Here is a 24,916-nt window from a genome sequence, read left to right on the forward strand (position 1 = left end):
TCCATCTGTTTTATCCAATACTTCATAAAGTGAGTATACCTTTCACTTCCGGCAAACCTAATGTCACTTTTTTAAGAATTAAATTGGAGTGGTAGTTGCTGAAGCCAACCCCTTTGTAAAAAAGGTTGCCATCACTACAGCATTTTAGTGGAAGTTTATTTTGTTTTAATGTGTTGAATCCGAAATATGCAAAAGACAATCTATTCCGTGCTGATTCCCCACGGCGGACAAAATCAGCCACTTTGTTGCTGTTTTTAGGCCTGCCTAAGGCCGGCAGACACGTTGCTAAAGATAAAAGCCCCAAACAGCCTGGTTTTCTTGTGATTTTAACGGTTCCTGAAAGTTCGGAAATTCTATTAAATCATCCGGGTAAACAATTGAATGTTTATAATAATGTGGCTATAGGCAGGTTATTTCTAGACCACTCGCTCCAAGAGCCTACATATAGGTTGGGTATATCCAGCCCTGCAGTGCAAATGGCCAGAAGAGAATGGCAAGCTGTGACTCCCGAACCACAATGTACAATAATGTTTTCTGATGTCTGGCCTTTAAAAGTTTGCAGGTACTTTTCTCTCAATATTTCTTGAGGTAAAAAAAGGCCATTATCATCCAGATTTTCTGAAAAAGGCAGGTTTACTGCTCCCGGTATATGACCTGCAATTTTGTCTATAGGCTCCATAACCCCTCTATACCTTTCGTTTTCCCTTACATCAATAATTATTTTCTCCTTTAACATTGTTGCAGTCTTCACCTCATTGATACTTGAAATCGGTAATTGCCAATGGCTGGCAGGATAGGAAGCTGCTTGTTGACCAGTGGGCAATGTACTTTCCAAAGGAAATCCTTGCTTTTTGGCTGCTTGCCAACCACCGTCCAATACCTGAATTTTTTCATGACCCAAAGCTTTAAGCATCCACCAGAAACGAGCCGCAGACATGGATGCTTGTTTGTCATCATAGACTACCACATGAGTTTCGGGAGTGATACCAAGTTGTCCAATTAATTCTCCAAATGCTTGTGGAGAGGGTAAGGGATGGCGACCGCCATTTGCCGGATCCTCATCAATTTGAGATAAGTCCTTGTTTAAATCTACATGAAAGGCTCCCTCAAGATGTTCTTCAACATAGGCTGGATAATGAAAACGTGCATCAATCAGAATGAGGTTGTCCACCCCTTGAAGTTGGACAAGTTCATCCGCTTTAATAAGAGAGAGGGCCATAGTGATATAATTTAAATGGTTTTGAAAAAACTTTATAACGAAGCAGCCCAAGGTAAGCACCCCGGGCTGCAACAATATACATTATTTGGTGGTTCTTTAAGTATTCATGGCACCATTTACTTCCAAGGTTTGGCCGGATATATAAGTACTCATATCAGATCCCAGGAAAACGCAGGCGTCGGCAACATCTTCAGGACTTCCTCCTCTTTTCATTGGGATGGCATCTCTCCAACCCTGAACAGTCTTTTCATCAAGAACTGCCGTCATTTCTGTTTCTATAAACCCGGGGGCCACCGCGTTGCTGCGAATATTTCTTGACCCCAATTCTAGGGCTACTGATTTGGTAAAGCCAATGATCCCGGCCTTTGAAGCTGCGTAATTAGACTGTCCGGCATTGCCTCTCACGCCTACGACAGAGGTGATGTTGATAATGGATCCTGATTTGGCTTTCATCATGGTACGGGTTACTGCCTTCACAGTATTGAAACAAGATTTGAGATTAATATTGATCACTTCATCCCAATTGTCTTCCGACATTCTCATCAATAAATTGTCACGAGTTATTCCAGCATTATTTACAAGGATATCTATTCCTCCCAAAAATGCCACCGTATCGCCAATTAATTTATCTGCTGCCGCAAAATCGGAGGCATCGGAGCGAAAGCCTTTTGCTTTAATGCCAAAAGCCGTCAATTCTTTTTCGAGAGCTTCTCCTTTTTCTACACTAGATAAATATGTAAAGGCCACATCAGCACCTTCCTGAGCAAAACGGATGGCAATTGATCTGCCTATTCCTTTGGAAGCCCCTGTTACCAAGGCTTTTTTACCTGTAAGTAATCCCATAGTCAATGTTTTTATTGTTTAATTCAATTCAAAAATAGCTATTTATTATAAAATATGGGCTACTGAATAATTAATTAGTAGGCCTTACATTTTGATGATCGTTACCCAATCTGGTGGAAAATTGAATTTATATTAACTTTTATATGCAAAACCAAATTTTTTTCTGAACTAATTTATTATAAATTTGCATAGCAAAATAGTAATTAAAAGTCAAAAATATGTCTTCAACGAAATTCGATGTCATTGTTCTGGGCAGTGGTCCAGGTGGATATGTAGCAGCAATTAGAGCTTCTCAATTAGGATTAAAAACTGCAGTAGTAGAAGCTGCGGAACTAGGGGGAATCTGTTTGAATTGGGGTTGTATTCCTACTAAAGCTTTGATAAAAAGTGCGCAGGTATTTGAATACATTAACCATGCTGAAGATTACGGTATCTCCGTAGATAAAGCAAGCGTTAATTTTGAGAATATCATCAAGCGTAGCCGTAATGTAGCTGAAGGAATGAGCAAAGGCATTCAATTTTTGTTTAAAAAGAACAAAATTGAAAAATTGATGGGTTGGGGAAAAGTACAACCGGGCAAAAAAGTTGAAGTAGAAGACAAAGATGGCAATAAAACTGTTTATAGTGCTGACAGTATCATAATTGCTACCGGTGGAAGGTCTAAGGAGTTACCTGCATTAAAAATAGATAATGAAAAAATCGTAGGCTATCGCAAAGCCATGACCTTGGATAAATTGCCCAAGAAAATGGTTGTGGTAGGTTCTGGAGCCATAGGTGTTGAATTTGCCTATGTTTACAGTTCTATAGGAGTGGATGTGACCATCGTTGAGTTCTTGGATCGTATCGTTCCAAATGAAGATGAAGAAGTATCCAAGACACTTGAGAAAATTTACAAGAAGAAAGGTATTAAGGTGATGACCAGTGCTGAGGTAACCAATGTGGATACCAAAGGAGAAGGCTGCAAAGTAACTGTTAAGACCAAAAGTGGAGAAGAAAATATAGATTGTGATGTAGTACTATCAGCTGTTGGAGTGGTTTCCAATGTAGAAAATTGTGGACTTGAAGATGTTGGGATTCTAGTGGATAGAGGCAAGATAAAAGTTGATGAGTTTTACAAAACCAATATGCCGGGTTATTATGCCATTGGTGATGTAGTCCCAGGGCCTGCTTTGGCTCATGTGGCCTCTGCAGAAGGAATCATTTGCGTAGAAAACATAGCTGGTCAAAACCCAGAACCCCTTGACTATAATAATATTCCCGGCTGTACGTATTGTTTGCCTGAAATCTCTTCTGTGGGTTATACAGAAACCAAAGCCAAGGAAGCAGGATATGACATTAAAGTTGGTAAATTTCCATTTACTGCTTCCGGTAAAGCCTCTGCTGCCGGAGCCAAAGATGGTTTTGTTAAATTGATATTTGATGCCAAATATGGGGAGCTTTTGGGAGCTCATATGATTGGTTACAATGTGACTGAAATGATAGCTGAAATTGTAGCCATTAGAAAACTGGAGACAACAGGACATGAGATTATCAAGACTGTACACCCACATCCAACCATGTCTGAAGCTGTAATGGAAGCAGCGGCTGCTGCTTATGATGAGGTAATCCACCTTTAAGATTTTAAATAAGTTCAAAATTTGTAATTCTCATTATTGACCCATATCTTTTTTGGAAGAAGAAGCATTAATAAAAGGGCTGAGGGCCAGAAGTAAACAAAGCCAAGAGTATTTGTATGAAAAATACTCTGCAGCTTTGTTTGGTGTAATTTCCCGGATAATTTTTGATCGGGACATCGCCGAAGAAGTCTTTCATGATGCTTTTGTAAAAATCGTCACCAAAATTGATAATTATGATGAATCTAAAGGACGATTATACACTTGGATGGCGAATATATGCCGAAATTCAGCTATAGATAAAACTCGGTCAAAAGAATTTTCTAAAAAGAGTAAGACCAATACCATAGACGCTTACGTATATGGTATGGAAAGCACCGCAGATACCGCAGCAGCTGTTGACGGAATAGGTGTTAAAGAGTTGATGAATGACTTGAATGAGGAACAACGGTTCGTTATGGAGTGTATTTACTTTAAAGGATATACACATACTGAAGTGGCAGAGCAATACGCCTTGCCATTGGGAACCGTTAAGTCCAGAATTCGGTCTGCTATAAAAGTGTTGAAAAAGAAAGCTGATAAAATCTAGTGGATATCAAAGCCTACATATCGTCCGGTAAATTGGAACTCTTTGTTTTGGGAGATCTCAATGAGACAGAACAACAAGAGGTTTTGTCCATGGCAAAAAAGTATCCTGAAATCAATCAGGAAATTATTGCCATTGAAGATGCCATGCTTGCTATTGACCAAGCTTCAGCTGTCAAACCTTCGCCTAAGTTGAAGAATAAGATATTTGCCACCCTTGAATCGGAAGAAAAAAACCCTTTTTCCGTAAGCTCTGAGACTGAAGCATCTCCTGAAAAATTAAAGAATATTAAGCAGGTACCTGTGGCTAATCCATGGAAGACCTTTGCTGTAGCTGCTTCAGTGGTTGCAGTGATTTCTGTAGGTATGGCCATATATTATGCCAATCAATATTTTGATGTAGAGCAAAGGTTTGCCATTGCTTTGCAACAAAATGCAGTATTGGCAGAAGAAATGCAGACCAATCAGGTTCAATTAAAAGAACTGAATAGTGGGATGGAAAGATTCATCACCGGAGATTTTGAGAAAATTCTAATGAAAGGTGAGGGTTTACCTATGCAAGAAGATGCAGCAGTGGATGTGTTCTGGGATCAAAATAGCAAAGAAGTCCTACTTTCTGTAAATCAGTTGGCATCTCTTGATCCGAATAATGATTACCAGCTTTGGGCGATAGGGGAAGAAGGGCCAGTTGGAATCGGTTTGGTAGATCCGGAAAAAATACTTGATTTGCAAGTGATGGATATCGCTTCAGGAGCCCAAGCTTTTGCAATTACTATTGAGCCAAAAGGTGGTAGCGAAAGTCCTACCTTAGAAAAACTTGTAGTTTTAGGAGAGGTCTCATAATAGAAATACATACAAAATAAACCGAACCCCGTCATCAAATTGACGGGGTTTTTGTTTTAAATTGTGGCTTAACTTTTGAAGTGGAGTAAAGATTTGTATTGATTAATAGGATGGTAGAAATTCACGATTTTCACGGAATTTCAAACCAACTTCTTATCCGTTGGTTTGATGCTTATATTGTAATTATTTTCAGAGCTTTTGATAGAAACTAGGGAACCCTTTTAAATCTTAATGAATTATGGAATTGACACTTTCCACCCCGGCACTTCTTTTTTCTGCCATCACTTTGCTGATGTTGGCCTATACCAACAGGTTTTTGGCCATGGCCAGCCTGATTAGAGGTCTGCACAAAGAATATAAAGAAAGCAGTATGGATGAAGAGGTTATTATTGGACAGATAAAAAATCTTAAACGTCGGCTGACCATGATTAAAAACATGCAGACTTATGGCGTCATAAGTTTTTTTCTCTGTGTAATTTGTATGTTTTTATTGTACCAGGACTTCGATACAGCAGCCAATTGGGTGTTTATGGCAAGCATGCTTTGCTTGTTGATCTCCTTGGGCATTTCCTTGGTGGAAATTCAAATCTCAAACAATGCATTGAATATAGAGCTTTCAGATATTGAGGATTTGCTAAATATAAAAACCCGAACATCTTTTGGTCAAAGCATTAGAAAAAACGATAAAGATTAATGAGTAATAATCAATTGAGAGTGGATCTGAGAAGCGATACGCTAACCCTTCCAACCTACGAAATGAAAGAAACCATGCTCCATGCAGGCTTGGGTGATGATGTGTTTGGGGAGGATCCCACGGTAAGTATTTTGGAAGATAAATTGGCCGGCCTTTTTGGTATGGAGGCAGGACTATTTTGTCCTTCAGGAACCATGACCAATCAAATCGCTATAAAACTACATACCCGTCCCCAAACCGAAGTGATTTGCCATAAATCATCTCATATTTATTTGTACGAAGGGGGAGGGATCATGTCCAATAGCATGGCATCTGTAAAGTTATTGGATGGTGTCCTTGGAAAAATTGATGCGGAGGAGATTCGGCAGCACATAAACCCGGACGATGATCATTTACCGGAAACCACGCTGGTGTCTTTGGAAAACACCATGAACAAAGGTGGAGGTAGTGTTTATACCTTGAATGAAGTAAGACCGATCAGGCAACTTTGTAAGGAAACCGGGCTTAAACTTCATTTGGATGGGGCCAGAATTTTTAATGCCTTGGTCCATTCCGGTGAAAGACCTTTTGATTGGGGGAAAATGTTTGATACCATTTCGGTCTGCCTAAGCAAAGGATTGGGTTGCCCAGTAGGTTCGGTTTTGTTGGGTAGCCAAGCCGATATCAAAAGAGCAAGAAAAATAAGAAAAGCACTGGGTGGAGGGATGCGGCAGGCAGGAATGTTGGCAGCTGCTGGAATTTATGCGCTTGATCACAATGTTTTTAGGTTAGAAGAAGATCATGAAAGAGCAAAGGCAGTAGGAAAGATTCTAGAACAAACCCCTTTTGTGAAAGAAGTACTCCCTACAACCACCAATATAGTGATAGCTCGCTTAGCTCAAATAAGCCCAGAGTCCTTTTTGGAGGAACTGACAGAAAGAAATATATGGGCTGTAAAGTTCGGAAAAGATCAAATAAGAATGGTTACCCATATGGATTTTAAGGACCAACATCTTGAAGCTTTCGAAAACAGAATGAGGCGTTGGGAAAAATAAATTGAAATTTATACCTTTTTTAAAAATTAGACATTAACGATTATGGAACAAACTCCTTTGGCAGAGAGGATGCGCCCAACTACCTTAGATCAGTTGATTGGACAGGAACATTTGTCCGGGCCCAATACTTTTCTTCACAAGGCCATCAAAGCCGGAACAGTTCCTTCATTAATTTTATGGGGCCCTCCCGGAGTTGGGAAAACCACCATTGCCAATATAATTGCCAATGAAGTCAAGGCTCCATTTTATACATTAAGTGCTGTTAGCTCCGGGGTCAAGGACATTAGGGAAGTAATTCAGAAGGCGAAATACCAGCTTGGGGTAGTACTTTTTATAGATGAGATCCATCGTTTTAATAAGTCCCAGCAAGACGCTTTGTTAGGGGCAGTGGAGAAAGGAGTAATCAGGCTGATCGGAGCCACTACGGAGAACCCTTCCTTTGAAGTCAATGCGGCCTTATTGTCCAGGTGTCAAATTTTCACCCTAAACCCTTTGGGAAGGGAGGAACTGGAAGCCATGATGATTCAGGCATTGGAGAATGATACCGTTCTAAAGAAAAAAAAGGTGGTGCTCAAAGAAACAGATGCATTGCTCCGTATTTCCGGAGGGGATGGAAGGAAGCTGCTCAATCTGCTGGAAATTGTCATCGATAGTATAAAAGCAGAGGAGATCATCATAGAAAATGAGATGGTCATGCAGGTAGCCCAACGGAAAGTGGCCCTTTATGACAAATCAGGAGAGCAACATTATGACATTATTTCTGCCTTTATTAAATCGATCAGAGGATCAGACCCAAACGCTGCCGTCTATTGGCTGGCCAGAATGATAGAAGGGGGAGAAGATGTGAAGTTCATCGCCAGGCGGCTTCTTATTTTGGCTTCTGAAGATATAGGCAATGCCAATCCCAATGCACTATTACTGGCTACCAATTGCTTTCAGGCTGTGAATGTGATTGGATACCCAGAGTCCCGAATTATTCTTTCCCAATGTGTAACTTACCTGGCTTCTTCTCCGAAAAGTAATGCAAGTTATATGGCCATCAATTCTGCTCAGGCATTGGTAAAACAGGAGGGAGACCTACCAGTTCCTCTTCACCTGCGAAATGCTCCTACCAAGTTGATGAAGGATCTTAACTATGGTAAGGCCTATAAGTATTCTCATGATTTCGAAAATAACTTTGCCTTTCAAGAGTTTCTTCCGGACAAGATCAAAGGAACCAAACTTTATGATCCCGGATCAAATGCCCGTGAAAACGATCTAAGAAGAAACCTTCAAAAACTTTGGGGTAAGAAGTACGGGTACTAACCCGACTAATTTGCCTTGTTCAGCGTGTATCGGAGGCCTATCAATGCCCGGAAAGTTAAATCATATGCGCCATACATAGGCGTCCCCTCCATTAGTAAGATAAACTGACGGTGATTGGCTATGGGTTTAAGGCTTAGTCCAAGTGGTATTCCGGCCTGGGCATCCGATATTTCATTATAGCCTAACAATAGACCACCATGTAAGTTGTACCAATCAGTTTGCCGAAAATTATAATGGCCCAGCGCTTCTAAACCCATAAAAGGGTTTACCATACCTCCGGCAAACACTCTGGCTTCAGCAAATATTTTCTTTTCAGGATCCGAACCTACACCTATATGACTTAGTATGCCTTCATGATAAATGCCCACATGCACTTGTGCCATCCCTTGGAATGAAACGAACATTAATAGAATAGCAAAAAAAGCAGTAAATCTTAACTTTGTTTTCATAGGATTCGTTTTACACAAAGGTAAACAAGTCCTAATAATTTCGGTAACTATAGCGTGAGAATTGTCACCGATTACTAGATAAATAGTACTTATTTTTACAAAAAATTATAACAGATGAATTGGAGAAAAGAAATTAAAAGTTGGGGCATAATGTTGGGGGTATTTGGAATTCTGTATTTCACCGGCCTCATCACCCCAATAATGGGAGGAATTCAGTCTTTGGTATTATCTACCGGCTTGATTAAGCCTAAAGTGACTTTAGAAAACAAAGAAAAACAGGCCTTTGATTATACAGGGCAGTTTTTGGATGTTAATGGTGAAAGGTTGGGCTTGTCTCAGTATAAAGGAAAAACTATTTTTATAAATCTTTGGGCAACATGGTGTCCCCCCTGTCGAGCAGAGATGCCCCATATTTCTGATTTATATGATAAAGTGAAAGGGAAAGAGGATCTTAAATTTTTAATGATAGCTTTGGATGAGGACTTCAATAAGAGCATTAAATTGGTGGAGGAAAAGGAATATTCATTTCCCATTGTTCATGCAGCCTATGGGTTAAACCCTTCCTTACAAAGTCAAGCCATACCCACCACCTTGGTGGTAAGCCCGGAAGGAGAAATTGTCTTTTATCAGGAAGGAATGAGCAATTTTAACAACCAAGAGTTTCAGGACTTTTTATTGTCTTTGTGATTTTATGGATGAGATAGTTTAGGTAGCCCCAATGAAAATAGAGTATTTTAATAGGGGCTGAATTGGTGAGAATAATAATTCGAGGGTTTCTACCCTCGAATTATCATACAAATAAGTTTTGGTGGAAAAGTAGCACAATCCTCCGCTTGAGATGCGAGCAACTATTCTGTTATTAAATTAAATGCTCCTTTTACCAGAAACTGAGTGTTTTTTGAAAAATCGGTATGGTTTAAAATCTCCACATTTCCATCATTGCTCAAGCCTGTTTTTACCTCTTTTTTGCTAAAGAAATATTGATTTTGAGAATAATTATTGAGTATCAACACATAATATTTACCTTCAATGTCGACCAAAGCTTCTTGAGGTAGGGATAATTTACTTGTGGAATTTGCATAAATTTCAGCCTCTACATACATGCCTGGATTGAATCTTTGATTTAGTTTCTCATCAGATAAATGGCCATGGATTCCAATGGTTCTATCTTCAGGGTTTACTGTTTTGTTCACCAGATAAACAAATGCTTCATGGCTTTGCTTATTGTCCTCCTGTGTTTTAAAATGGATGATTTGGCCTTTTTGAATTTTAGAAAGATCTTTTTCAAATATATTTAATTCGAGATGCATATGATCTGTGTCTACTATTGAGATGGCTGTTTGAGAAGACTCCAGAAACTGTCCCCTCCTCGCATCTACTTGAGTTACGTAGCCACTTATGGGTGAACTGATTTGAATTGTGGTGCGAATATTTTCCAGGTTTAAGGTGTTGGGATCGATATTCATTAATGACAGTTTTTTTGCAAGAGAGGCTGCTTTTACCTTTGTGACGGTATAGTCAGATTCGGCTCTCAGGTAGTTCTTTTGGGAAGTAACTTTGTCTTGCACAAGGTTTTTCTGTCTTTCATAATCTGATTGAAGGTAGCTAAGCTGTCCTTTTGCCTCTAAGTAATCTTGCTGGATCTGAACAAAATCAGGGTTTTCTAAGGTTAATAGGTTTTGCCCTTTTCTTACTTTTTCACCGGGTAAAAGACGGATATCCTTTATCGTTCCGGGGAAATAGGAACTTACGGCCGCATTATTTTCCGGTGGAACATCAAATTTACCTATGGCTTTTATAATCTGATGAAAAGTAGAACTGTCAAAAGTTCCAAGGGCCATTCCTGATGACTTGAATTGGCTGGCAGTAAGTGTATAGGCACCCTCCATTGTCGCCTCAGTGACAGGTTCTTTCTGATCTGAAATATCTCCCGGAGATGAACAGGATAAAAAGAAAAGAAAGGAAGCAAAAATCATATAATTTAGTGCATGATTTTTCATGGGATGGTTATTATTTATTTATAATTCATTAAATAGTTTGCCTCCAATACCGTCTCATTATATTGAAAAAGATAACGAAGATAATTGGATTCGATGGTTTTGGAGTTTTCTAAAAACTGGGTGTATTGAAGAAAGTTTATTTCACCATTCTGGTAAGCCTTATTGGCATGGAACAGCGTTTCTTCTGATAACTTTTTACCAGTTTCTTCATAGTAAACTAATTCTTTTTCGAATTGTCTTAAGTCGGAAAGCAAAGCGTTGTATTGGGAGCGCAATTGTATGAGGTAATTGTTCCTTGCGGACGCAATTATTTTGGTTTGGGTCTTTGCAGCTTCAATTTTTGACTTTTGATATCCAAACCATAGCGGTAAGGCTACACCTACATGGAAACCTGAGTAGGTTTGCCTACCTACACCCTTGTTCATGCCTTGAAATACAGATAGATTTAAATCGGGTAGTAATCTTTGCTTCTCAAGCTTATAATTACTGGCCCATAAATTTATGGCATCTGCAAAATAATTGATAACAGGATGGCTAGCTGAGTCAAGTGGGCTTAAGGGGATTCTTTCAAGATTTTCTTCATTTACCCGGTATTCAGTATCAGCTTGTAACCATTGATTCAACTCGATATAGGATCTATTAATACGCTCGTTTATTTGATTCAGCATAAGGGAAATTTCTTTCCTTTTGGTGTCAGCGGTTAACTTTTCCAAATAGTTAGATTCACCTTGATCAAATCTTCTTCCCGCAGCATGCTGAAACTGGGAGTATAAACTATCTAGGTAAATGTAATTCTTTAGCATTTCCTGCCAGTAAATAATTTCGTAATAGGACTTAGATACTTCTTTTGTAATGAGGTATTGGTCCATTTGGAATTGATCCTTAATCACTTGTGATTTGTCTTTCATCACCTTTTTTTGAGCCCCATAGATGGTTGGAAATTGCAGGTTCTGCTGAATGCCCCAGACATTGAGGGGCAGGTTATTGGGGGCCAAATTGTTTTGGTCTTTGCTATAAAATATTTCTGTTTTATCGATATCTATGGCACTTCCAATCAACTGCTCACTTTGATCAATTCTTTGCTGGGATGCTTTTAAACTTAGGTTGTTTTCCAGCGCAATCTCTACAGCCTTTTCTAAGTCAATTTCACGGACTTGCGCTTGACTAATAATAGGTAATGAAAATAGGAATAGGACAGGAAGGGCTATTTTAAGTAGTTTGGCCTTAGGTAAAGGCCCTTGCTTATCGAAAAGGGCGTACAAAATTGGCAATACAATTAATGTGAGAATGGTTGAGGTAATGAGGCCTCCAACGACAACTGTGGCAAGCGGTCTTTGAACCTCGGCTCCGGCTGCAGTAGAAATAGCCATGGGTAAAAAGCCCAATGCATCGGTTGCGGCCGTTAGCAAAACAGGTCTTAACCTGCTTTTTGTCCCTAAAAGAATACGCCGGTTAATATCATATACCCCTTTTGCTTTCAATTCTTTAAATTCTTCTATTAGTATAATGCCGTTTAATACAGCGATGCCGAAAAGGGCAATGAATCCTACACCTGCCGAAATGCTAAAAGGCATGTCACGCATATAAAGTAAGGCTACGCCTCCTACAGTTGCCATTGGAATAGCACTGTAAATTAGCAAGGCCTCTTTTACTGATTTAAAGGCGAAATACAACAAAATAAAAATGAGAAGCAGGGCTATTGGGACAGCAACCAATAACCTGTCTTTTGCAGTTTTCAAATTTTCAAATTGTCCGCCATAATCAATCGTATAACCCACAGGAAGGTCAATGTCATTTTGGATAATTTCTTGCACATCATCCACCACGGATTCAAGGTCTCTATTCCTTACGTTGACACCAACTACAATCCTTCTTTTGGTATTGTCTCTAGATATTTGAGCAGGACCTTTTGTGTAGGTAATCTCAGCAAATTCCCGTAAAGGCAATTGGCTGCCATTTGGCAATTGGATAGAGGCGGTTTCAATATTGTCAATGTCTTTTCGGTGGACTTCATCATACCTGATAACCAAATCAAATTTCTTCTCCCCTTCAAAAATTGTCCCTGCCGATTTTCCGGCAAAGCCCATGGTAAGTATATTGTTTAATTCTGCTATATTTAAGCCATACTTTGCAATCTTTTGCCGATCATATTTAACGGACATTTGTGGTAGGCCTGCTATTTTCTCTACGGAAATATCCACAGCCCCCTCAACATTTTGAATGGCTTTCCCTACCTCTAAACCTTTTTCATACAAGATATCTAAATCCTCTCCGAAAATTTTGATAGCCAAATCTGCCCGAACACCTGTGATGAGTTCATTGAAACGCATTTCTATAGGTTGGGTAAATTCGTACTCCACCCCGGCAATCTCAGAAAGGGCCTCTTTAAATTTATTGGCTAAATCATCTTTACTTTCGGCCGTAACCCATTCATCTCTTGGGATAAGTTTAATAATGATATCACTTTCTTCCATTGACATGGGGTCGGTAGGAACTTCTGCGGCTCCAATTCTACTTACCACCTGATCCACCTCTGGAAATTCTTGGATTATTTGCTCCATCCTTGTTATGATTTCGATGGTATTGGATAAGGAGGTTCCTGTTTTGAGTACAGGCTGAATAACAAAATCACCTTCGTCAAGGGTAGGTATAAACTCACCACCCATCTGGGAAAATAAGAGCCCCGCCGAAACCATCAAAGCAACAGCCATTCCGATAACAATTTTCTGTTTCCTCAAGGCCCAAACGATGGCAGGCCTGTACCTGTTTTCTAAAAATGAAATCAATCCTGAAGAAATGGTTTTCTTTTTAGGGTCTGAAGGCTTGATAAAAAGGGAGGCCATCACCGGTACATAGGTAAAACAAAAAATGATTGCTCCAATCAATGCAAAACAAAACACCAAGGCCATTGGACGAAACATTTTGCCTTCCACACCTACCAAGGATAGAATGGGAATAAATACAATGATGATAATAAGCTGTCCAAATATAGCCGAATGCATCATCTTCGAGGCCCCGGAATAGGTGATTTTATCAATCAATCCTTGTCTTTCGATTTTGGGTAAGTGCAATAGTCTTGAACGCTCCGCTGTGATTTTATAGGCGATAAATTCTACGATGATTACTGCACCGTCTATAATTATTCCAAAGTCAATGGCTCCAAGACTCATCAAATTGGCATCCACCCCGAAGATATTCATAAGAGATAAGGCAAATAACATGCACATAGGAATTACAGATGCCACCACTAGACCGGATCTAAAGTTTCCCAAAAGAAGAACAACCACAAATACCACGATCAAACAGCCTAGAATAAGGTTTTCTGCGATGGTATATGTCGTTTTATCAATCAGCTCACTTCTTTCCAGAAAAGGATTAATGCTTATGCCCGGAGGGAGGGATGGTGATATTTCTTTTACTCGTTCTTTTACAGCATTGATAACTTCTTTGGAATTGGCTCCTTTCAGCATCATTACTTGCCCCAGCACTTTTTCACCTTCGCCATTACCGGTAATTGCTCCAAAACGAGTGGCTTTTCCAAAACCTACAGTAGCCACATCCCTAATGAATACAGGTGTACCATTTCTATTTTCTATTACTATATTTTCAATGTCTTCTATAGAACTTGCCAGTCCTTCTCCTCTTACAAAATAAGCCTGGTTTGTTTTTTCTATATATCCCCCCCCGGCTATACTGTTGTTTTTCTCAAGCACCTCAAATGTTTGGGCCATAGTAATATTGAGGCTCCTGAGTTTTTCCGGGTTGATTGCCACTTCATACTGTTTTAAATAGCCTCCCCATGTATTGACTTCTATAACACCTGGAATACCGGAGAGTTGGCGTTTGATAATCCAGTCTTGTATGGTTCTTATTTCTGTCAAAGAATACTGATCTTTGTAGGCAGCATCTACTTCTACAACATATTGATATATTTCCCCCAAGCCTGTGGAAATTGGTCCCATAAAAGGCTGACCAAAACCGGTAGGGATTTTTTCCTCTGCTGCTTTGATTTTTTCAGCAATGAGTTGTCGGGGTAAGTAGGTGCCAGTCTCATCATCGAATACCACTGTCACTACTGAAAGGCCAAATTTAGAGACCGAGCGGATTTCTTTCACATTGGGTAAATTGGCCATCTCCAACTCTATTGGATAGGTCAAAAATTTCTCAACATCTTCTGTTGCAAGGTTTCTAGAGGTGGTGATCACCTGAACCTGATTGTTGGTGATGTCCGGAACCGCACCTATTGGAATTTCAGACAGAGAATAAGTGCCGAAGGCAATTACAGCTGCTGAAAAAAGAAGCACGATCAATTTATGTCGTATGCTGTATTGAATAATTCGCTCTAACATTGTGACCAAAGATTATAAATGAATGCCTAAAGATAAAAGGTCAATACCTTGACTTTTCTCAAGCTTTTCTTAAGATTGGCTTAAAATATTTAGCTGAACATAAGGCATACATTTTGATTCCTGAATTTTGCCAGTATCAAGAAGTAAAGTACCTGTAATGCCATATGGTTAGGTTAAATTTCCACCAATTCGGTGGAATTACCTATTTATTATCCGAGCAACAAGCTCTAATCCAGCTAAGCCTGTATAATGGTAGATGGGAATAAAAGTGTAATGGTAGTCCCCTTGCCTTTTTCGCTAAGAATAGAAATTTTCACCTGATATAAATCACATAGTTTTTTTACAATAGATAGGCCTAGTCCGGCACCATTTATTCTTCCCAGTTCATGACTTTCTCCTCGAAAAAATGGCTGATAAATATTTTTTAATTCTTCCTCAGATATTCCGATGCCTTGATCAATGATCTTTAAGCATATGCCTGCTTTTTCTTGCGTTAAAACCAATTTAATTTCTTGATTATCAAGGGAATATTTTAAGGCGTTCTGAATTAAGTTCTCAATGATGATAGATACCGATTTTTCATTGGCTCTGATAAAACCCTTATCTTCAAGTTTTTCATTAAACATTATACTGCGTTTCGGATGCTGTTTTTGGGTGGAGTCAATGATGTCTTCCACAAGAAACTTTAAATCAACTTCCTCATTATTATGAATACCTTTTTGGAATCTTGCCAATGTCAACAATTGATCTAAAATAGCATTTAGCTTATCAATGATAAGAATTCCATCTTTAATCTTTGAAATGTATGCTTCCTGAGTTCTAGGTTTCCTAATCAAAACCTCAAAATTCCCTTTCAATACTGCCAAGGGTGTCCTGAGCTCATGAGAAGCATCTGAAGTAAACTGTTTCTCCCTTAATACCCCTTTTTCTATCCTTTCCAGAAGGTGATTAATAGAAACTGATAAGCTGTTAATTTCATCCTTATACTTGAGGCTTGGCAGTCTTTCATTAAGATTGTCTTTGGTGATTATTTCTGCTTTCTTAGTTATATCAATAATGGGTTGAATGCTTTTGGAAGCAAGCCACCTTAAGGTTAGAAAAAGGAATAATAAAACAATCGGGTAAAGTAGAAATAAAACCGTTTTGAGATTGTTAAGGAGGGACTTGGAATCTTCAAATGATGTGGCGAGTAAAAGGTATCCTGTCAATTCTCCTTCGGTCAATAATTCTACCTGCATTTGCCTCACTTCTTGTCCATTTAAGGTTAGGTTAAACCCCCGATCCACCGATGCAGTACCGGGTTTAAAATAGAGGTTGTTGCTTCCCAAATTCGGAGACTTGTCCATGGGCTTTCCTTCCTTATCAACGATTTCAATAAAAATAGGATTGAAAATTATTTCTTTGTGTTCTTCTTCCTCCCATTCTCCTTTGTGAGCAAATTTTATTTGACCATCCTCTATTTTAATTTGATTGACATGTTTATTGGTTTCATTTTCAAGGTTGTTGTCAATATTTTCCAATACGGTAGATCTCACTACCTGATAAATAAGTAAGAAGGATACCAACACCATTAAGGCAGATGCCATGGTTAACTTAAATGAAAGCCTGTTTTTGTATGTTCTTTTCATTCCTCTCTGGCCATATAGCCTACACCTCTTATCGTTTGAATGTAGTTGTTGTCCTTTGTTAAGCTCAGTTTTTTTCTGAGGGAATTAATGAATACATCAATCACACCTGTGTCATAATCAAAGTGTATGTCCCACACACTCTCAATGATTCTACTTCTCCGGCATACTTTGTTTTTGTGCCGGATTAGGTATTCCAGAAGTGCAAATTCCTTTTGAGTCAATATCACCTCTTTTCCATTGACTTCTACCCGGTGGTTTTCTGTATATAAACAGATGGGGCCTAAAGTTAAAGACAATTGATGATCGGATTGGTTTCTAAATTGAACCCTTATTCGGGCCAATAATTCTTCAAAATTAAAAGGTTTACGGATATAGTCGTTCGCTCCGGTTTGTAAGGCAAAAATGGCTTCGTCTGAGGTGTCCTTGGCGGTAAGAAAAAGGATTGGTGTGGAAGGAAATTCTTTTCTGAACCTTCTTGTAATTTCCACTCCACTCATACCAGGCAACATCCAGTCTACTAGAAGGATATCGTAATATCCTTCCAAGGCCATTTCTAAACCTTCCTTGCCATTTTCGGCAATATCCACAGCATAAGCTTCTTCTTCCAGTCCTTGTTTCAAAAAGCCTGAAATTCCCGGTTCGTCTTCAATTATTAAAATCCTCATCTCAAAACACTTTTAAGAATTCAAGTGCTAATTCTTAGCCTTCCCATTGTTGGAGGTTGCACCAAGGGTTCTTATAAAGCAAATTAACAGTTTCTTTCTTAAGATTTGCTTAAAGACTTATTAATATAGTCTAAAACTTAAAAATAGGATTTGCGAAATAATATTTAATTAGGAGTTAATTTACGAAGATTTACACCGATAATAATTGAATCTATGGCCTTACTTATTTTTTGATTATCCGAAACCGTTTATAAGCTTCGCCATTATTCACAATCAAAATATACAGGCCAGGTTTAATTTCGCTGGTGTCAAATGTTGATTCCAGTACCTCTTTTTTCTCGATCAAAACGGTTCCTGTAGGAGCGATTAGGGTTAAATTTATTGGTTTTAGAGAAGAGCTTTTTACCGTCAATAGGTCATTTATAGGATTTGGAAATAGGGTTATGGAGTTTTCCAATCCATCAACCATAGATACATTGCTTTCTGAATTTTCAGGTGTGATAGATATCCTGTCTGCATCTGATAAGGTTCTTAAAGCTTCATCATTTGCTTCAGGTGTGACCGTCATCGAGATCGTTTGGTCAAGTAAGCAACATGTGCCATTGTCTCCCCCGTTGGCTACTATAAGTTGATCTCCTATAATTTTCGCTGAAGGAGCGAGCAACCTTGCAGGTAGCTGACAAAGCTCAGACCAAGCATCAGAAATTGGATCGTACTCCGTTATATCGTCGAATATAAAGCTTCCTCTTCGGCCACCTACAATTATTATTTTATTGTTGTGGACGATAGTTCCAGGTTCGAAGTGAGAACGATCAGATCTTAAATCATTTTTTTCGGTCCAGCTGTTGGTTTGTGGATCATAAGCATGCAAGAATGCTTGATCATCTACTCCGGCATCATGGCCAAACTGACCTCCAATCGCATAAAGGATTCCATTTACCGCAGCAGCTCCCAGGTGGTTTCTAGGTTCAGGGAGAGGGGCCAAGGTTTTCCAACCTCCTTCTTGATCATTGACATCAAAGACAAAATGATCCCCAACATCGGTTATTCTATCTGGAAGTAATCCTCCAAAATAATGTATCTTGCCCTCACTATAAGCGGCCCCACCTGAGGCTCTGGGAAGGGGAAGTGAAGGCCCAGTAGACCATGTGTCTGTAGAGGTATTGTAAATTTGAACAAGATCGGTTGACTTGCCGGGATGATCCCCCGCAAAACCTCCCAATATCCATATTTCTTCGCCTACTGCTACTGCTCCCATATGGGTAACAGGAATCGGCATTGGTGCTCCGTAGGACCAAGAATTGCTTGATGGATCGTATATCTCAGTCACGGAGGTAATATCAAGATTCTCCACAAAACCTCCAAGGACGTATAATTTGTCGTTTATGGTAACACTTTGTGACTCAGTTTTGCTTAAACTAGATGGGCTTAAATTATTCCATGAACATGCCGTAGGATCAAATGTCAATTCACCATCACCGAAAACTTCTATAGCCGAAACTTTAGCCTGATTTCGGATGGAATTAAATGTGATGTCGAGAGATTGGTCTGTAACCTTTGTGCTAAAAGTCTCTATCACAGCAGTCATAGGGCTTACCACTGAATTAATGTCGTAACTATCTAAAACTTTTTCTCCCTCAATGATCACATCAAATATCCTTTTACCGGTACCTCCCTGTCCACCATTTGTGGCTCCAAAATAAATTTCAGCAAAATGTAAATTGATAAGGTAATTTCCGTTTGTAACGGGAATATTGTAAGTAAATGATGCCAAGTTTGAAGTGACCCTGCGTTCCGAGATATACAAGTCATCCTGAACAGTACCATAAATTTTATCCTTTAGGAATTCCTCTGAAGATTCGCTTCCTTTTCCTTCAAAAAATTCATCAGCCATGTATAGGGAATCTCCATAGATAACCGTTGGACCTCCACTATTAATTCTTACAACAGGGGCAAATTCATTTTCATCTATCGGATCGTCCTCCTGTAAAATTGTAAAGTTTATACTTAAAGCTTCTCCGGAAACATTGCTACCATTGTCTCCAGCATAGGCTGTTGCAACTATAGTGTTGTTTCCTAAATTAGGGTTCCATGCTTCATAATCATCTCCACTAATCCCTCCTATGGTATACAGAGGTGAATTAACCAGTTTATAAGATGGGTTTGCTTGATAACCAAAAATTACGCTTTCAGTATTTTGACTAACATCTGCCCTGATATTTAGATTAGCTGTCCCTATATTTTCTAAGTAAAAAACATCTCCCTCCTTAATTTCGCCAATGTCTTCATCAGTATCAGCATTGACTAAAATAAGTGCATTTACTGAAGGACTTACTTGAGTTGCTGTATCCAATACCGTGATCATGCATTGAGCTGAAATATCCCCATTGCTTAAACTGGTCGCGGTAACAACGATTTCCCCAGGGGATAATGCGGTCAAAACGCCACTTGAGTGATCAATACTAACCGCATCACTAGCAGTAAAAGCTACTGTTTTATTGCTTGTGTTGGAAGGGAAGAATTCCAGATCCAAATCAATCACATCACCCACATATAAAGTTTCTGTAGGGCAATTGATAAAGTTTAGGCTTTCGATGGTGACTTCATCAGGTTCTGATAAGAGGCTTCCCTCTCCAAAAATTTCAATGGCAGAAAGTTTGGGTTGATCCAGAGATGCACTAAATGTTATGTCTAGTGATTGGTCGGTTACAGAAGTAGAAAAGGTCTTTATCAAAGCAGTCATAGCTGGTACTTCCGCATTGATATCAAAATTAGAAAGGATGGGATTACCTTCAAGTGTTACGTCAAATATTCTTTTTCCTGATCCCCCGGGACCTCCGCCTGTTGCTCCCCAATAGATTTCAGCAAAGTGTAAGTTAATTTCATATTCACCATTTGTTACAGGGATATTATAAGTGAATGATTGTTTACTTGCGTTTGTACTACGTTCTGATTTGTAAATTTCATCTTGAGTAGTATTCGCTATTTCCGAGAGACTATTTTTTATATAAGGTTTTCCATTTCCTGAAAAATATTCGTCGGCTATAAAAATTGAACTGCCAAAAGATACTTCAGGACCACCGCTATTGATTCGAACTACAGCTGGGTAGACCACCTCCTCTACCTCTTCTTCTATAACTTCAAAATTTATGGTCAGAGAAGGCCCTGCAAGCTCAGAACCATTGTCTCCTGAATAGGCTGTGGCACCAAGGATGTTTTGCCCTAGTTCAGGAATCCAGGGATTATAGTCGTTACTATTGTCTCCTCCAATCGCATATACAGGATAGTTCTCTGTTCTGTAATTTGTAGTACCCTGATAATCAAAAATCACACTTTCTGTTCCTTCATCTACCTCAGCTCTAATGTTGAGGTTTGAAGTTCCTATCTCTTTTAAATTGAATACATCCCCTTCTCTAATTTCGCTAATGTCTTCATCAGTATCGGCATTGACTAAAACAAGAGCATTTACTGAAGGCCCTTTTTGGATTGCTGTATCCAACACAGTGATCATGCATTGAGCTGAAATATCCCCATTGCTTAAACTGGTCGCGGTAACAACGATTTCCCCAGGTGATAATGCGGTCAACGCTCCACTTAAATAATCGATATTTACGGCATCACTAGCAGTAAAAGCTACTGTTTTATTGCTTGTATTGGAAGGGAAGAATTCCAGATCCAAATCAATCACATCACCCACATATAAAGTTTCAGTCGGGCAATTGATAAAGTTTAGGCCTTCGATGATGACTTCATCAGGTTCTGATAAGAGGCTTCCCTCTCCAAAAATTTCAATGGCAGAAAGTTTGGGTTGATCCAGAGATGCACTAAATGTTATGTCTAGTGATTGGTCGGTTACAGAAGTAGAAAAGGTCTTTATCAAAGCAGTCATAGCTGGTGCTTCTGCATTGATATCAAAATTAGAAAGGATGGGATTACCTTCAATTGTTACATCAAATATTCTTTTTCCTGATCCCCCGGGACCTCCGCCTGTTGCTCCCCAATAGATTTCAGCAAAGTGTAAGTTAATTTCATATTCACCATTTGTTACAGGGATATTATAAGTGAATGATTGTTTACTTGCGTTTGTACTACGTTCTGATTTGTAAATTTCATCTTGAGTAGTATTCGCTATTTCCGAGAGACTATTTTTTATATAAGGTTTTCCATTTCCTGAAAAATATTCGTCGGCTATAAAAATTGAACTGCCATAAGATACTTCAGGACCACCGCTATTGATTCGAACTACAGCTGGGTAGACCAGCTCCTCTACCTCTTCTTCTTCCTCTACCTCTTCCTCTACTTCTTCTTCTATAACCTCAAAATTTATTGTCAGAGAAGGCCCTGCGAGCTCAGAACCATTGTCCCCTGAATAAGCTGTGGCCCCAAGTGTGTTAGGTCCTAATACAGGATTCCAGGGATTGTAATCATTACTTATGTCTCCTCCAATCGCATAGACAGGATGATTCTCTGTTCTATAATTTGTATTTCCTTGGTAATCAAAAATTACACTTTCTGCCCCATCTTCTACCTCAGCTCTAATGTTGAGATTTGAAGTACCTATTTCTTTTAAATTGAATACATCATTATTTTTTATGATAGCTATATCCTGATCCGTATCGGCATTGACTAAAATCAAGGCGGTGACAGCAGGACCTAGGGGAGGAGCGGGGCTTTTATCACCAATTTTGACGGTATAACCCATTAAAATTATTCCTCCTAAACAAATCATTATAACCCTGCTAACCATCAATAATTCCTTGCTTACCATAATTTTAATATTTCTGAGTTATTTGTGTTGGCTTTTTTATATGCTATTCTGTAAAAGAAAAAGTATTTCAAATTTGAGATGAACCACCCTCCAAATTCTCCAAAACAAAGTTTAATTTTAGAAAATCTCTTTTCTCAGCCAGGTAGAGTGTTTTTTACTCCGGTTAATTTGACTAAGGGTTATTACGATGTGTTAATGCAAATTTTGGTCTGTGTTTCAAAAATATGTATTTGAAATGCATTTATACAAACATATAAAGGTATGTTTGGAAAGTCAAATATTTCATCACTTTAAATTCTAACAATTAATGGTTTATATAGGATAAAAGAATTAAGTACTATAAAAATACAATGGTTTATACTTTTTAATTCTTTAACCCATCAATTTTCAAAATTGTGAACGACGAAAGATTTGGTCATTCCCATAAATTTTTCTTTGGTTAACTTACTGTCAGGAAAAAGTTCCTTCATATCTTTTCCTGACAGTAAAAGAATTTCATCGAGGTACTGTTGAGCCTCGTTCGAAGACCATTTTTTAAACCTGCTAAATTTAGTTTTTGTCAGGATAAAAAATCTGATGCTTTTTGGAATAAACTGGAAATATGGCAGTAAATAATGCGGTTCTATGATAAAAAATTTGTTAGGAGTTTGGACATAATGATACCGGCCCACTCTAACTATTTCCTCTGCCATCTTCTTTTGTTGCGCCCTGTTGTAAAGGTGTTCAATTACTGAATTGGAAAAACCAATATCAAAGGAGTTGTTTTTGTAAGCTGATAAATTTGTACCATCTCCTTTGACAATTTCAAAGTTAGTATAATTTGATATTCCCGCCTCTAAATTCAATATGGTGATTTGAATACCTTGAACATTGGCTAAGCCTGCATTTACCCAAAATTCTTCATAACCTCCTACATCTAGTATTTTTATAGGCTTTTGTAACTTTTGAAGTTGATTTTTAAATAATGCCATTCGTTTTTGACGAAAATTATTCCCCAGAGAGTTTTGAACAGACGAATCGCTAAATGCCCAAGTTTTAAAATTTTTGATCATAGGTTTTAATTATTAAAACACCTTAGTTTTAATAAGTTTGGTTATAAAGGGCTAGAGAAAATGCCTTTTGCTGAACCTCAGTAAGAAAATTGACATTTAATATTGATTAGCAGCCAAATCAGCTTACTTAAATTTTTCTTATTTAAGTTTAAAACATCACCCTGAATTTGGTTTTCTTATTATTCCTCTTTTTCGGTCTCAAAATTAAGGCCATTTATTCTTTTAAATAAATTAACCAAGAAGCTTTTAATGAAATTTAAGCACAGATTAACGCAAATACCCTAATTGCTCTTTATAAATTCGTATTAGATTTAGGAAATTCTTAGCAATTGAAAAGTAAGTATATATTTCAAACCCGAATGTATATTTAAATGTTAAAATAAAATTACTGGTAGCTGGTTGGAAGCGGATTTTTAGCGTCCCAAGTATGAAGAAAGTTTAATAAATACTTAAGATTGACCTATATAATGACTTGATAAAAAATAGTAGTTTTTCACGTATAAAAAAAGGAATTAAAGAACGTTGAAATAAACAACATCCTTCAATTCCCATTCATTTATCAAGCAGCAATAAATATTCCTTGTATGGAATTAATTTCTAACCTGACCCTTTCCTTTGATAATCCATTTGTAAGAGGTCATTTCTTCCAAAGCCATAGGCCCTCTGGCATGTAATTTTTGAGTACTTATCCCTATTTCCGCCCCAAGGCCAAATTGAGCTCCATCAGTAAAAGCAGTGGAAGCATTCGCATATACAGCTGCGGCATCTACCGCCTTTAGAAAATGATTGATGGTTTGGTCATCTTCTGCAATAATCGCTTCACTGTGTTTACTGCTATACTTAGCGATGTGTTCCAAGGCTTCTGTGGTGTCAGAGACAATTTTTAGAGACATTTTCATGGAAAGAAACTCTGTACCAAAGTGCTCTTGCTTTGCTTGATGCAAAAGGTTTTCAGGATATTTCCCTTCCAATTCTTTATAGGCTTGAGGGTCTGCAAATATGGTCACCTCTTTCTTTGCCAATGGCAAGGTCATTGCTTCCAAGTCGCTTATACGACTTTGGTGTACCAATAAACAATCGAGTGCATTGCAGACACTAACTCTCCTGGTTTTAGCATTGCAAATGATTTCAGTGCCCTTTTCTAGATTGGCCGACTGGTCAAAATAGGTATGTACAATACCGGCTCCAGTCTCTATCACAGGTACTTTGGAATGTTCCCTTACATAATTGATAAGCCCCTGACTTCCTCTTGGAATGATCATATCGACAAAACCGACGGCCTGCAATAATGCTTTGGCAGCTTCTCTCCCTGCGGGAAGAAGGCTGACAATATCAGTAGATACTTTGTTTTTTTTGAGGACTTTATGAATGACCTTTACAATACATGAGTTGGATGCATAGGCATCCGATCCTCCTTTGAGAACAAGAGCATTTCCGGTTTTTAGACACAAGCTAAAGACGTCGAAAGTAACATTGGGCCTGGATTCATAAATAATGCCAATGACACCAATAGGAACCCTAATTTTTTTAAGTACCAGACCATTGTTCAGGGTTTTTTCTGATATTATTTCTTCAAGTGGGGAATCCAGTTTGGCTACGTTGATAAGGTCACTAGCGATTCCTTCTAATCTTTCTTCAGTTAATTTAAGTCTGTCATATTTAGGGTCATTGGGATTCATTCGGTCTAAATCTTCCTGATTGGCATCCAAAATTTCCGGAGTGTATTTGATGGCTGCCATCGCCAAATCATCTAATATTTTGTTAATTTTATCTTCTGATAGCAAAGAAAGCTCTCTGCTTGCGGCCAGAGTTTTTACAAATAGGTCTTCCTGATTGGTCATAAGAAATATTTTTTATACCTGAATGGGT

17 protein-coding genes are annotated in these 24,916 nt (G+C 38.5%); 7 read left to right on the forward strand and 10 right to left on the reverse strand.

The window, feature by feature from the left end; translation table 11 throughout:
• Positions 1–385 precede the first annotated feature (385 nt).
• The gene (locus tag ACYVHJ_RS01635) at positions 386–1,219 is read right to left on the reverse strand and encodes a sulfurtransferase (RefSeq protein ID WP_460511969.1); all 834 of its coding nucleotides are present in this window, start codon (positions 1,217–1,219) and stop codon (positions 386–388) included.
• 96 nt (positions 1,220–1,315) lie between these two features.
• On the reverse strand, positions 1,316–2,062 hold the full coding sequence (gene fabG / locus ACYVHJ_RS01640) for a 3-oxoacyl-[acyl-carrier-protein] reductase (RefSeq protein WP_339905500.1): 747 nt from the start codon (positions 2,060–2,062) through the stop codon (positions 1,316–1,318).
• Positions 2,063–2,280: 218 nt separating this feature from the next.
• On the opposite strand from fabG, the gene lpdA reads away from it, so the two are divergent.
• The 6 genes from lpdA (at position 2,281) to ACYVHJ_RS01670 (ending at position 8,136) form a co-directional block, all read left to right on the forward strand.
• Positions 2,281–3,678 carry a dihydrolipoyl dehydrogenase gene (gene lpdA / locus ACYVHJ_RS01645; RefSeq protein ID WP_460511972.1) on the forward strand — a complete coding sequence of 466 codons (1,398 nt, stop codon included), beginning with the start codon at positions 2,281–2,283 and terminating at the stop codon, positions 3,676–3,678.
• Positions 3,679–3,730: 52 nt separating this feature from the next.
• Positions 3,731–4,264 carry an RNA polymerase sigma factor gene (locus ACYVHJ_RS01650; protein WP_460511974.1) on the forward strand — a complete coding sequence of 178 codons (534 nt, stop codon included), beginning with the start codon at positions 3,731–3,733 and terminating at the stop codon, positions 4,262–4,264.
• Positions 4,264–5,103 carry an anti-sigma factor gene (locus tag ACYVHJ_RS01655; RefSeq protein WP_460511976.1) on the forward strand — a complete coding sequence of 280 codons (840 nt, stop codon included), beginning with the start codon at positions 4,264–4,266 and terminating at the stop codon, positions 5,101–5,103. Before ACYVHJ_RS01650 ends, ACYVHJ_RS01655 begins: the two co-directional genes overlap by 1 nt.
• 238 nt (positions 5,104–5,341) lie before the next feature.
• Positions 5,342–5,797: a DUF2721 domain-containing protein gene (locus ACYVHJ_RS01660; protein WP_339906096.1), complete on the forward strand. Its 456-nt coding sequence runs from the start codon at positions 5,342–5,344 to the stop codon at positions 5,795–5,797.
• Complete coding sequence (locus ACYVHJ_RS01665) at positions 5,797–6,831, forward strand: threonine aldolase family protein (RefSeq protein ID WP_460511979.1); 1,035 nt, start codon at positions 5,797–5,799, stop codon at positions 6,829–6,831. The genes ACYVHJ_RS01660 and ACYVHJ_RS01665 overlap by 1 nt, the downstream gene beginning before the upstream one ends.
• 42 nt (positions 6,832–6,873) lie before the next feature.
• Positions 6,874–8,136, forward strand: coding sequence for a replication-associated recombination protein A (locus tag ACYVHJ_RS01670; protein ID WP_460511981.1), 1,263 nt, complete (start codon positions 6,874–6,876; stop codon positions 8,134–8,136).
• 5 nt (positions 8,137–8,141) lie between these two features.
• Here ACYVHJ_RS01670 and ACYVHJ_RS01675 read toward each other — a convergent pair whose 3' ends face one another.
• Positions 8,142–8,585 (reverse strand): hypothetical protein, encoded by a 444-nt coding sequence (locus ACYVHJ_RS01675; protein WP_460511983.1) that lies wholly within the window; start codon positions 8,583–8,585, stop codon positions 8,142–8,144.
• A 114-nt stretch (positions 8,586–8,699) separates the two neighbouring features.
• On the opposite strand from ACYVHJ_RS01675, the gene ACYVHJ_RS01680 reads away from it, so the two are divergent.
• On the forward strand, positions 8,700–9,272 hold the full coding sequence (locus ACYVHJ_RS01680) for a TlpA family protein disulfide reductase (RefSeq protein WP_460511985.1): 573 nt from the start codon (positions 8,700–8,702) through the stop codon (positions 9,270–9,272).
• A 161-nt stretch (positions 9,273–9,433) separates the two neighbouring features.
• On the opposite strand, the gene ACYVHJ_RS01685 is transcribed toward ACYVHJ_RS01680, so the two are convergent.
• The 7 genes from ACYVHJ_RS01685 to ACYVHJ_RS01715 form a co-directional block, all read right to left on the reverse strand.
• Positions 9,434–10,585 carry an efflux RND transporter periplasmic adaptor subunit gene (locus ACYVHJ_RS01685; protein WP_460511988.1) on the reverse strand — a complete coding sequence of 384 codons (1,152 nt, stop codon included), beginning with the start codon at positions 10,583–10,585 and terminating at the stop codon, positions 9,434–9,436.
• Between the two features lie 14 nt (positions 10,586–10,599).
• The gene (locus tag ACYVHJ_RS01690; RefSeq protein WP_460511990.1) at positions 10,600–14,934 is read right to left on the reverse strand and encodes a CusA/CzcA family heavy metal efflux RND transporter; all 4,335 of its coding nucleotides are present in this window, start codon (positions 14,932–14,934) and stop codon (positions 10,600–10,602) included.
• Positions 14,935–15,170: 236 nt separating this feature from the next.
• Positions 15,171–16,562 carry a sensor histidine kinase gene (locus ACYVHJ_RS01695; RefSeq protein WP_460511992.1) on the reverse strand — a complete coding sequence of 464 codons (1,392 nt, stop codon included), beginning with the start codon at positions 16,560–16,562 and terminating at the stop codon, positions 15,171–15,173.
• Positions 16,559–17,227 carry a response regulator transcription factor gene (locus tag ACYVHJ_RS01700; RefSeq protein WP_460511994.1) on the reverse strand — a complete coding sequence of 223 codons (669 nt, stop codon included), beginning with the start codon at positions 17,225–17,227 and terminating at the stop codon, positions 16,559–16,561. The genes ACYVHJ_RS01695 and ACYVHJ_RS01700 overlap by 4 nt, the downstream gene beginning before the upstream one ends.
• Positions 17,228–17,450: 223 nt before the next feature.
• Entirely contained in the window at positions 17,451–21,995 is a 4,545-nt protein-coding gene (locus tag ACYVHJ_RS01705) for a malectin domain-containing carbohydrate-binding protein (RefSeq protein WP_460511996.1), read from the reverse strand.
• Positions 21,996–22,375: 380 nt separating this feature from the next.
• The gene (locus ACYVHJ_RS01710; protein WP_460511998.1) at positions 22,376–23,047 is read right to left on the reverse strand and encodes a class I SAM-dependent methyltransferase; all 672 of its coding nucleotides are present in this window, start codon (positions 23,045–23,047) and stop codon (positions 22,376–22,378) included.
• 590 nt (positions 23,048–23,637) lie between these two features.
• Positions 23,638–24,888 (reverse strand): glutamate-5-semialdehyde dehydrogenase, encoded by a 1,251-nt coding sequence (locus ACYVHJ_RS01715; RefSeq protein ID WP_460512000.1) that lies wholly within the window; start codon positions 24,886–24,888, stop codon positions 23,638–23,640.
• Positions 24,889–24,916 lie beyond the last annotated feature (28 nt).

Source organism: Cyclobacterium sediminis (assembly GCF_054781075.1).

Excerpts from the sequence above, each read along its gene's own strand:
- lpdA (WP_460511972.1), top strand. The coding sequence starts at position 2,281 with ATGTCTTCAACGAAATTCGATGTCATTGTTCTGGGCAGTGGTCCAGGT.
- ACYVHJ_RS01710 (WP_460511998.1), bottom strand. The coding sequence starts at position 23,047 with ATGATCAAAAATTTTAAAACTTGGGCATTTAGCGATTCGTCTGTTCAA.
- ACYVHJ_RS01685 (WP_460511988.1), bottom strand. The coding sequence starts at position 10,585 with ATGAAAAATCATGCACTAAATTATATGATTTTTGCTTCCTTTCTTTTC.
- ACYVHJ_RS01695 (WP_460511992.1), bottom strand. The coding sequence starts at position 16,562 with ATGAAAAGAACATACAAAAACAGGCTTTCATTTAAGTTAACCATGGCA.
- ACYVHJ_RS01665 (WP_460511979.1), top strand. The coding sequence starts at position 5,797 with ATGAGTAATAATCAATTGAGAGTGGATCTGAGAAGCGATACGCTAACC.
- ACYVHJ_RS01635 (WP_460511969.1), bottom strand. The coding sequence starts at position 1,219 with ATGGCCCTCTCTCTTATTAAAGCGGATGAACTTGTCCAACTTCAAGGG.
- ACYVHJ_RS01670 (WP_460511981.1), top strand. The coding sequence starts at position 6,874 with ATGGAACAAACTCCTTTGGCAGAGAGGATGCGCCCAACTACCTTAGAT.
- ACYVHJ_RS01690 (WP_460511990.1), bottom strand. The coding sequence starts at position 14,934 with ATGTTAGAGCGAATTATTCAATACAGCATACGACATAAATTGATCGTG.
- ACYVHJ_RS01700 (WP_460511994.1), bottom strand. The coding sequence starts at position 17,227 with ATGAGGATTTTAATAATTGAAGACGAACCGGGAATTTCAGGCTTTTTG.
- ACYVHJ_RS01675 (WP_460511983.1), bottom strand. The coding sequence starts at position 8,585 with ATGAAAACAAAGTTAAGATTTACTGCTTTTTTTGCTATTCTATTAATG.
- ACYVHJ_RS01680 (WP_460511985.1), top strand. The coding sequence starts at position 8,700 with ATGAATTGGAGAAAAGAAATTAAAAGTTGGGGCATAATGTTGGGGGTA.
- ACYVHJ_RS01715 (WP_460512000.1), bottom strand. The coding sequence starts at position 24,888 with ATGACCAATCAGGAAGACCTATTTGTAAAAACTCTGGCCGCAAGCAGA.
- ACYVHJ_RS01705 (WP_460511996.1), bottom strand. The coding sequence starts at position 21,995 with ATGGTAAGCAAGGAATTATTGATGGTTAGCAGGGTTATAATGATTTGT.
- ACYVHJ_RS01660 (WP_339906096.1), top strand. The coding sequence starts at position 5,342 with ATGGAATTGACACTTTCCACCCCGGCACTTCTTTTTTCTGCCATCACT.
- fabG (WP_339905500.1), bottom strand. The coding sequence starts at position 2,062 with ATGGGATTACTTACAGGTAAAAAAGCCTTGGTAACAGGGGCTTCCAAA.